The organism is Rhizobacter sp. P2_H3, from assembly GCF_056403355.1.
The window spans coordinates 1-9,915 of record NZ_JBFUFQ010000211.1; the positions used below are offsets into that span (position 1 = coordinate 1).

At 71.8% G+C, this 9,915-nt stretch carries 7 protein-coding genes and 1 pseudogene; 4 read left to right on the forward strand and 4 right to left on the reverse strand.

All coding sequences use genetic code 11. From position 1 onward, the window contains the following. The 4 genes from AC1D1T_RS25945 to AC1D1T_RS25960 form a co-directional block, all read right to left on the reverse strand. A partial coding sequence (locus AC1D1T_RS25945; RefSeq protein WP_477992758.1) for a PAS domain S-box protein occupies positions 1–984 on the reverse strand: 984 nt, incomplete at its 3' end. 13 nt (positions 985–997) lie between these two features. Next, complete coding sequence (locus tag AC1D1T_RS25950) at positions 998–1,756, reverse strand: winged helix-turn-helix domain-containing protein (protein ID WP_477828012.1); 759 nt, start codon at positions 1,754–1,756, stop codon at positions 998–1,000. Between the two features lie 54 nt (positions 1,757–1,810). After that, positions 1,811–4,546 (reverse strand): PAS domain-containing protein, encoded by a 2,736-nt coding sequence (locus tag AC1D1T_RS25955; protein ID WP_477992759.1) that lies wholly within the window; start codon positions 4,544–4,546, stop codon positions 1,811–1,813. Beyond that, on the reverse strand, positions 4,525–5,652 hold the full coding sequence (locus AC1D1T_RS25960) for an HD-GYP domain-containing protein (RefSeq protein WP_477992760.1): 1,128 nt from the start codon (positions 5,650–5,652) through the stop codon (positions 4,525–4,527). Before AC1D1T_RS25960 ends, AC1D1T_RS25955 begins: the two co-directional genes overlap by 22 nt. Before the next feature lie 243 nt (positions 5,653–5,895). Between AC1D1T_RS25960 and AC1D1T_RS25965 the strand changes: the two genes are divergently transcribed. The 4 genes and pseudogenes from AC1D1T_RS25965 to AC1D1T_RS25980 form a co-directional block, all read left to right on the forward strand. Beyond that, entirely contained in the window at positions 5,896–6,318 is a 423-nt protein-coding gene (locus AC1D1T_RS25965) for a universal stress protein (protein WP_477828648.1), read from the forward strand. Between the two features lie 116 nt (positions 6,319–6,434). Next, positions 6,435–7,640, forward strand: coding sequence for an acyl-CoA dehydrogenase family protein (locus AC1D1T_RS25970; RefSeq protein ID WP_477992761.1), 1,206 nt, complete (start codon positions 6,435–6,437; stop codon positions 7,638–7,640). A 92-nt stretch (positions 7,641–7,732) separates the two neighbouring features. Further along, positions 7,733–8,953 (forward strand): NAD(P)H-dependent flavin oxidoreductase, encoded by a 1,221-nt coding sequence (locus AC1D1T_RS25975; protein WP_477992762.1) that lies wholly within the window; start codon positions 7,733–7,735, stop codon positions 8,951–8,953. A 330-nt stretch (positions 8,954–9,283) separates the two neighbouring features. Continuing rightward, positions 9,284–9,915, forward strand: a pseudogene (locus AC1D1T_RS25980) (hypothetical protein); the annotation flags it as partial.

Consider the following 9,915-nt stretch of genomic DNA (forward strand, 5'->3'; position numbering starts at 1 on the left):
GTTGTTGAAGTCGTGCGCGATGCCGCCGGTCAGCTGGCCGACGCTCTCCATGCGCTGCGCATGGCTCAGCTGCTCCTCGGTCTGCGCCCGCTGCAGGCTGGTGGCCAGCAGGCTCGACAGCGAATCGAGGAAGCGCAGCTCGTCGTCGCCGAAGCGGCGCGCCTCGCGGCTGCGCACCGCGAGCACGCCGACGGTGCTGCCGCGGTCGGACAGCGGCACCGCCAGCCCGCTGACCAGCCCGCGCGCCAGGTAGTCGGGCGGCACCTTGAAGCGCGTCTCGCGGGCATAGTTGGACACCACCACCGGCCGCCCCTCGGCCAGCACGAAGCCGGCCGGCGTGTCGGGACGGTTGGGCACGCGCCGCCCCTCGACCTCCTCGCCGTCCAGGCCGACGCCGGCCGCCAGCCGGAACTCGATCCGGTTCGGCTCCAGCAGCCAGACCAGGGCCATCTCGGCCTGCATGCCTTCAGCGGCGATCTGCGGCACCTGCCTGAGCAGCGCCTGCGGGTCGCGGGTGTCGACTGCCAGCCGGGCGAGCTTGGCGATGTATTCGCTGTAGCGGGCCTGCTGCAGCGCCTGCTGCACCCGCGGGTAGCCGGCAATGCCGCGGATCGCCGCGACCACGTAGGGCAGGCCGTCGTCCTGCAGCGGGCTCAGCGCGATCTCGACCATCACCTCGCTGCCATCCTTGCGGCGCGCGGTCAGCTCGAGCTGCGTGCCCATCGGCCGCGGCTTCGGGCTCATGCCGTAGGCGCCGCGGTAGGCCGCGTGGCGTGGGCGGATGCTGTCGGGCACCAGCGCATCGACCGGCAGGCCGACGATTTCCGCGAGCTCGTAACCCAGCAACGTGGCCGCCGCCGGGTTGGCCCGCACGATCAGGCCCTGCGCATCGACCAGCAGCAGCGCATCGGGGTAGGCCGAGAACAGCGAGCGGAACAGGCGCCCCTCTTCCGGCGTCGGCGGCGGCAGGTTGTGCGGCGGCATCGGGGGCTCCGGTTCAGGCGCCGACGACCGGCACCGCCAGCATGTAGCCGGCGCTGCGCACCGACTTGATCAGCTGCGGGCTCTCCGGGTCGGCTTCGAGCTTCTTGCGCAGGCGCCCCACCTGCACGTCGATCGTGCGGTCGAACGGCGCCGCCTCGCGGCCGCGCGTGCTCTCGAGCAGGAAATCGCGCGACAGCACCCGCCCCGGGTGGCGCACGAACACGCTCAGCAGGTCGAACTCGCCGCCGGTCAGCACCACCTCGACGCCAGCCCGGTTGGCCAGCCGGCGCGCAGCGAGGTCGAGCTCCCAGTCGAGGAAGCGCAGCCGCTCGGGCGGCGCCGCCGTCACGCTGGCCGCGGGCGCTGCCGGGGCGGTCGCCACGACCGCCGGGGCGGCCACGCGCCGCAGCACCGACTTGATCCGCGCGAGCAGCTCGCGCAGGTCGAACGGCTTGGTCACGTAGTCGTCGGCGCCGATCTCCAGCCCGACCACCTTGTCGACCGCGTCGCCGCGGCCGGTGATGATGATCAGCCCGCACTGGTGGTGCTCGCGCAGCCGCCGTGCGATCGCGAAGCCGTCCTCGCCGGGCAGGCCGAGGTCCAGCAGCACCAGCGACGGCGTGTCGGCGGCCATCAAGGCATCGAGCGCGCGGCCCTGGTGCACCTGCGACACCCGGAACCCCTGCCCGCCGAGGTAGTTGGCGAGCAACTGGGTGATGTCGACCTCGTCGTCGAGCACGGCGATGTGGTGCGGAACCCCCTGCGATGTCACGAAATGCCCCCCTGGTGCGCGGTCGGCGGCGGCCCCTGCGACCGCCCCGCCGCACTATACGCGGCGGATCGCGCCGCACGGCGTCAGCGGGGCGTCATCTCCTGCGGATTCGCTCGCGGCCCGTTCTGCATGGGGCGCCGCGTCGACCTGCGGCAGCCCGAGGTGCCGGCGCAGGGTTTCGTACAGCGCCGCCGGCTCGACCGGCTTCGCGACATGGCCGTCCATCCCGGCGGCCAGGCACGCGGCGCGGTCCTCGTCGAACACGTTGGCCGTCATCGCGAGGATCGGCGTGCGGTCGCCGAGCGCGCGGATGCGCCGCGTCGCCTCCAGCCCGTCCATGCCGGGCATCTGCATGTCCATCAGGATCAGCGCGAACTGCTCGCGTTGCACGCGCTCCAGCGCCTGCGCGCCGTCGCAGGCGAGCTCGGCGTCGACGCCGACCGCCCGCAGCACCTCGCACGCCACCTCCTGGTTGACCGGGTTGTCCTCCACCACCAGCACGCGCAGCCGGCCCTGCCGGGCGCGCAGCGCGGCTTCTGCGCACGGCAGCCGCGGATCGGCCCGCATGCCGTCGCCGTCGGCGTCATCGTCGCCGCGCCGGTCCGCGCCAGCCGCGGCGCCATGCGCCAGGCACGCGGTGAACCAGAACTCGCTGCCCTGCCCCGGCTCGCTGCTCACGCCGACCTCGCCGCCCATCATCGCGGCCAGGCGCTGCGTGATCGCCAGGCCCAGCCCGGTGCCGCCGAAGCGCCGCGTGGTCGAGGTGTCGGCCTGCACGAAGGCCTCGAACAGCCGCTCGAACTGGTCGGCCGCGATGCCGATGCCGGTGTCGCGCACCGCGAAGCGCAGCCGCACGCCGGCCGCATCGTCGGCCAGCCGCAGCACGCGCAGCGCGACGCTGCCGTGCGCGGTGAACTTCACTGCATTGCTCAGCAGGTTCAGCATCGCCTGCAGCAGCCGGGTCGGGTCGCCATGCAGCAGGTCGGGCACGTCGTCGTCGGCGCGCAGCGACAGCGCGAGCCCCTTGGCCAGCGCCCGCTCGGCCACCTGGCTGCGGGCGCGTGCGAGCAGCGCATGCAACGAGAAACCGGTGCGCTCCAGGTCCATGCGGCCGGCCTCGATCTTCGACAGGTCGAGGATGTCGTCGATCACCTGCAGCAGGTGCGAGGCCGCATCGCCCACCTTGCGCAGCCGCTGCGCCTGGGCGGGTTCGTGCACGTCGCGGCGCAGCAGGTGCGTGAGCCCGATGATCGCGTTCATCGGCGTGCGGATCTCGTGGCTCATGTTGGCGAGGAACGCGCTCTTCGCCCGGTTGGCCGCCTCGGCCTTGTCGCGCGAGACGACCAGCAGCCTTTCGCTCTCGAGCAGCGCCTGGTTCAGGCGCTGCAGCTGGTGCGTGCGCTCCTCGACGAGCTCCTCGAGCCGATGGCGGTGGCGGTCGAGCTCGGCCTGCGTCGCGTGCCGCTCGGTGATGTCGGTGAACGAGGTGACGACCGCGGTCAGCACGCCGCACTCGTGCATCGGCTCGGCATGCGCGAGCACCCAGCGCAGGTCGCCGCCGGGCGGCACGACGCCGATCGTCACGTCGTGGCAGGGCTGGCCGCTGCGCAGGCAGCGCAGCATCGGCATCTCGGAGCGCGGCATCGCGCTGCCGTCGGGCCGCACGGTGCGCCACTGCGCGAACGCGCCGGGCCGCTGCAGTTCGGCCGCGCCCATCCCGAAGAAGCGCTGGGCCTGCGGCGAGCAGGCCTGCACGCGGCCGCGGGCATCGACGATCAGGATGCCTTCGTCGAGTGCGCAGACCATCGAGCGGTACTGCACCTCGCTGCGCCGCAGCGCGTCCTCGGCGAGGCGGCGCTGCGTCACGTCGGCATGCACGACCACCGCACCGCCGCGGCCGGTGCGCAGCGGCGTGACGTCCATGTGGAACCAGCGCGGGCTGCCGCCGGCATCGCAGGCGTACTCGTGCGAGAACACGTCACGCCAGCCGGCCAGCACCCCGGCGATGCCGTCGGCCACGCGGATCGCATCGCTGTCGACCCCGTCGTCGGCACCGGCGCGGCCGACCGCCCGGCACAGCCCGAGGTAGTCGACGCCGATCCCGGCCTGCGCCGCCAGCGCCTCGTCCATGCCCTGCGCCTGCGCGAAGCGGCGCCAGGCGGCATTGACGCCGACGATCACGCCGCGGTGGTCCAGCACCGCCATGTGGTCGAGCACCGAATCCTCCACCGCCTGCACCAGCTGGTGCGCGTCGCGCAGCGCGCGCTCGGCGCGGCGCCGCTCGGTGATGTCGCGCGAGATGCCGAACACGCCCGTGACGCGCCCCGATTCGTCGTGCAGCGGCCCCTTGGTCGCCAGGTAGCTGATGCTGCCGTCGCGCGTGCTGAGCTCCTCGTCGAAGGTGCGCACGCGGTTCTCGTGCATCACGACGAGGTCGTTCGCGCGCACCAGCATCGCCTGCTCGGGCGGGAACAGCGCGGGGTCGTCTTGCCCGATCATCTGGGCCGCGCTGCGGCCGAGCACGCGGCAGGCCTCGCGGTTGACGACCAGGTAGCGGCCGTCCCGGTCCTTGGCGAAGATCGCGTCGCTCGATCCGTCGACGATCGCCTCCATCAGCGCGAGCGCCTGCACGCGGGCCTCCAGGGCCGCGTTCGCAGCCCGCAGCCGGCGCAGCGTGCGGCGCTCGACGGCCAGCAGGCACAGGCTCGCCACCGCGAGCGCGCAGCCCAGCGCGGTCAAGGTCGCGGCGAACAGCGGCGTCATCTGCATCAGGCCTCGACCGATTCCCACGGCCGCGCCTCGTGCACCGGCTCCGCTTCGTCCGGATGGCACTGCGCGATCGTGCAGAACGCGTCGAAGCCCGCGAGGAACGCGTCGAGCAGGTCCGGATCGAAATGCCGGCCGCGCTGCCCGGCCATGATGCGCCGCACCTCGCCGAAGTCGAGCGCCGCCTTGTAGACGCGGCGCGAGATCAGCGCATCGAACACGTCGGCCACGGCCATCAGGCGCGCCGCCAGCGGGATCGCGTCGCCGGCCAGGCCGTCCGGGTAGCCGCTGCCGTCCCAGCGCTCGTGGTGGTGCAGCGCGATCTGGTGCGCATACGCGAGGAACGGCGCCGGCGCGTGCGTGTCGGCCACCGCATGGGCAATGGCGTCGGCACCCAGGCGCGCGTGGGTCTTCATCACAACCCACTCCTCGGGCGTCAGCGGGCCCGGCTTGAGCAGCACGCTGTCGGGAATGCCGACCTTGCCGATGTCGTGCAGCGGCGCAGATTTCGCGATCAACGCGATCGCGTGCTCGTCCAGTGCATCGCGAAAGCGCGGATGGCTGCAGGCGCGGCGCGCCAGCGCCTCGACACAGGCCTGCGTGCGCAGCAGGTGGTTGCCGGTCTCGTTGTCGCGCGTCTCGGCCAGCCGTGYCAGCGCGCGCATCGCGACGTCCTGGATCCGCTCGTTCTCGCGGCGGCGCAGCAGCAGCTCGGCCTGCAGCGCCACCTTCTCGTCGCGCAGGCTGTCGCGCGCCTGCTTCAGCACGAGGTGCACACGCACGCGAGCGAGCAGAACCGCCGGGCGAAGCGGCTTCGTGATGTAGTCGACGGCCCCCTCGGCCAGGCCGCGGCGCTCGTCCTCGGTGGAGTCCATCGCGGTCGAGAAGATCACCGGGATGTCGCAGGTGCCGGGGTCGTCGCGCAGCACCTGCAGCATCTGGTGGCCATTCATCCCCGGCATCATCACGTCGAGCAGGATCAGGTCGGGCGCCGGACGCTGGCGCGCCAGTTCCAGCGCACGCACGCCGCCGGTGGCCGCGAGCACGCGGTATTCGCCCTGCAGCAGCTCGCCGAGCACCCGCAGGTTGTCGGGGTTGTCGTCGACGATCAACAAGGTCTGCTGCCGCATGCGAAGGCTCCTGCGGGCCGGAAGGCACGCCTTGCAGGCAGTCTCGGCATTCGCCGCCGCGTGCCATTTGATCGGCGTCAAGCCCCGGCAGGCCGCACCGCCGCACACGGCAACTGCGTGTGGAACCGCACGGCGCCGGCGACGGCCGCAGGCACGGCGATCCGCACCGATTGCGGTACATCAACGCAAGCGCGCGGCGCTGTCGTTACGGTCGGGGCACCACCGGCCCTCTGGAGACCCGCGATGAAGATCCTGATCGGCGTCGACGACAGCGCCTGCACCCACCACCTGTTCGAGCGCCTCGCGGCGCATCCGCAGTGGCTGGATCCGTCCCACGACTACACGGCGTTGCACGTGCTGGCACCGTTGCCCAACGGGTTGGCCGCGCTGCTCGACCGCCCCGGGATCGAGGCGCGCCAGGCCGACGCCGGCCACCGGGTGCTGGCAGGGCTGTCGAATGCGCTCGACCGGCTGCCGGGGCACCCGAAGCGCCGGTGGGCGGTCGGCGATCCCGGCACCGTGCTGGCCCGGCAGGCCGCGGAAGGCGGCTTCGACCTCGTGATGCTCGGCTCGCACGGGCACGGGGCGCTCGGGCAACTGGTGACCGGCTCGACGGTCGCCCGGCTGCTGTCGCACGCGAAGACGCCGGTGCTCGTGATGCGCTGAGCGCATCGATGCCCCCCCGACGCGCGGGGGGCACGGCGGCCGACTTGCGCGGCGTCAAGCGCCGGTGCGCACCGCGTCGCGAAGATGCGCGGCATCGTCACTACCAGGCCGCTGTCATGAGCGCGATTCTCCAGGACACCCTCGACGCGCTGGCGTCGCCCGAAGCCCGCATCGAGCAGGTGCGCCGCATCGCCCGCGAGATCGCGGGGCCGGCCGCCGCGGCGGTGGACCGCGACGGCCGCTTCCCGATCGAGGCCGTGATGGCGCTGAAGGATGCCGGGCTGCTGTCGGCCCGCGTCGCGCCGCGCCTGGGCGGCCACGGCAGCAGCATCGCCGAACTGGGTGCGATGTGCGAGGCGCTGGGGCAGCGCTGCGCGTCGGCAGCGATGGTGTTCGCGATGCACCAGGTGCAGGTGGCGTGCCTGGTGCGCCATGGGAGCACGCCGTACTTCGCGGACTGCCTCGACCGGCTGGTGCGCGAGCAGCGGCTGATCGCGTCGGTGACCAGCGAGGCCGGCGTGGGCGGCTCGGTGCGCACCAGCATCAGCCCGATCGAGCGCGACGCGTCGTCCGGCGAGTGCAGGCTGCGCAAGGAAGGCACCGTGGTGTCGTATGCCGATGCGGCGGACGATTTCCTCGTGACGGTGCGCCGCAGCGCCGAGGCCGCCGCCGGCGACCAGGCGCTGGTGCTGCTCGACAAGAGACAGTGCGGGATGGAGCGGCTGGGCACCTGGGACGCGATGGGCATGYGCGGCACCTGCAGCCCGGGCTATACCGTGAGCGCGCGGTTCGACGCGGCGCAGATCGTGCCGGCGCCGTTCGCCGAGATCAATGCGCAGACCATGGTGCCGTGGGCGCACATCCTGTGGGGCTCGGCGTGGCTGGGCATCGCGACCGATGCGGTGGCGCGGGCGCGCGCCTTCGTGCGCGACACCGGGCGGCGCCTGGGCGGCACGCCGCCGACGGCAGCGCGGCTGAGCGCGGTGTCGGCCAAGCTGCAGTTGATGCGCGTGCAGGTGCGCGACTGGGCGCACCGCTACGACGCGATGTGCGCGACAGCCGATGCCGGCGCGCAGGAGCTCGGCTCGGTGGCCTGCGCGATCCAGCTGAACCACCTGAAGCTCGCGGCCTCGGAGCTGGTGGCCGAGATCTGCACCGACGCGCTGCGCATCACCGGCACCAGCGGCTACCGCAACGATTCGCCGTACAGCATCGCGCGGCACCTGCGCGACGCGCATTCGGCGGCGCTGATGATCGGCAACGAGCGCATCCACGCGTCCAACGGCGCGCTGCACCTGGCCTACCGCGACGAGGCGCTGTAGCGGCTTGATCCGGCGCAAGGCGGTCCGCACGGACCGTTGCTATGGTGCGCGCCACCGAGACCCTCCCGCGGCACCCGATGCCCGCCTGCCCGATGACCGAGTCCACCGATCGACCTGCCCTGCCCGCCGCCTTGATGGAGGAGGCCGTGCGCGGCGGTCTCGCGCCGCTGCAGCTGGGCGGCCGCACGCTGCTGCCGATCGTGCAGGGCGGCATGGGCGTCGGCGTGTCGGCGCACCGGCTCGCGGGCACGGTGGCGGGCTTCGGTGCGATGGGCACGCTGTCGTCGGTCGACCTGCGGCGGCATCACCCGGACCTGATGGCGCTCACGCCGGACCTGCCGCCCGGCCCCGCGGCCACCGAGGCGGCCAAGCTGGCGATCAACGCGGCCAACCTGGTCGCGATCGAGCGCGAGATCCGCGCGGCGCGCGAACTCTCCGGCGGGCGCGGGTTGCTCGCGATCAACGTGATGCGCGCGGTCAGCGACTATGCGCCGTCGGTGACGCGCGCGCTCGAATGCGGCATCGATGCGGTGGTCGTCGGCGCCGGGCTGCCGCTGGACCTGCCGGAACTGGCGAGCGAGCACCCGGACACGCTGTTGATCCCGATCCTGTCTGACGCGCGCGGCGTGCAGTTGCTGGTGCGCAAATGGGAGCGCCGCAAGCGCCTGCCCGATGCGATCGTCATCGAACACCCGGGGCTGGCCGGCGGCCACCTGGGCGCGGCGCGCATCGGCGACCTGCATGACGCGAGGTTCGATTTCGAGACGGTGATCCCGCAGGTGCTGGCGTTCCTGCGCAGCGGCGGCTACGAGAAGGACATCCCGCTGATCGCGGCCGGCGGCGTGCGCAGCCATGCCGACGTGCGGCGGCTGCAGGGCCTGGGCGCGGCAGCGGTGCAGCTGGGTACGCCGTTCGCGGTGACGCATGAATGCGATGCGCACGAAGCCTTCAAGCAGGTGCTGGCGCAGGCGCGTGATGAAGACCTGGTCGAGTTCACCAGCGTGGCCGGGCTGCCGGCGCGCGCGGTGCCGACGGTCTGGCTGCGCAACTACCTGAAGGCCGAGCCGCGCCTGCAGAAGACGGCGCACGTGAAGCCGCGCTGCACGTTGGATTTCGACTGCCTCGCGCAATGCGGCCTGCGCGACGGCCTGCCGGGCTGGGGGCAGTTCTGCATCGACACGCAGCTCGCGGCGGCGCTGCGCGGGGATGTGAAGAAGGGGCTGTTCTTCCGCGGGGTGGGCAAGCTGCCGTTCGGGGAGCAGATCCGCGGGGTGGGTGAGTTGTTGCGGTACATGGTGACTGCGGTGGGCTGACTCCATTGTTTCTGCAGACTGTTCCGCGTCTGTCTCTGCATGGGCACGTGGAGATACGCAGATTTGCGATCGGCGTCATCGTGAACCTCTGGCATGTTGCAAGCCACCGACGGCGTCGCATGTGATGCTTGCCAACGATCAAGCTCGGCGCTTCAATGCGCGCAGTACGCCGACCAGGCAGTCCCCTTGAGAGGGTGTGGCGGCGCGAATCGATCAACCGCCTACTGAAACTCGACGATGAACACGACGACCCATGCAGGGGTCTTTGCTGTTGCGACTTGCCTGCTTTTGCCTGCCGTCCCATGCCACGCTGATATTCCGCCTCCGCCGGTGTCACCAACGCCAGTCCGTGCCTACGAGTACGACGCCGAAGGAAACGTCACCAAGATCACCCGCGATCCGAACGGCCTGAACATCCAGACGCGGGTGGGCTACGACCCGCAGTACCGCGTGAAGGAATTGACCGACCCGAGGAACGGCAAGACCGCGATCGAGTACGACGGAGGCGGCAGGCCGACGAAGGTGACCGACCCGCGCAACCTGGTCACGCAGTACCCGCGCAATGGCTTCGGCGATGCGACGCAGCTGATCAGCCCGGACACCGGCATCACCAACATCACCTACGACGCGGCACGCCGGCTGAAGACCCGCACCGACAGCCGTGGCGTCACCGAAACCTACACCTACGATCTCGAAGGACGACTCACCAGCGTCGTCTACAGCCAGAGCGGCCAAGCGAGCCAGACCACCACCTGGAGCTGGGACCTCACCGGCCCGGACTACACCTACAGCATCGGCCGGCTCAGCCGCGYCGATCACCCGAACGGCTTCGCCCGTTTCAGGTACGACCCGCGGGGCCGGATCACCGAAGCCGTGCAATCGGTGAACGCCAAGGCTGGTGCGAACATCGTGCCGATCCAAACGACGGTGAAGTACGCCTACTCGCACGGCGACCTGATGAC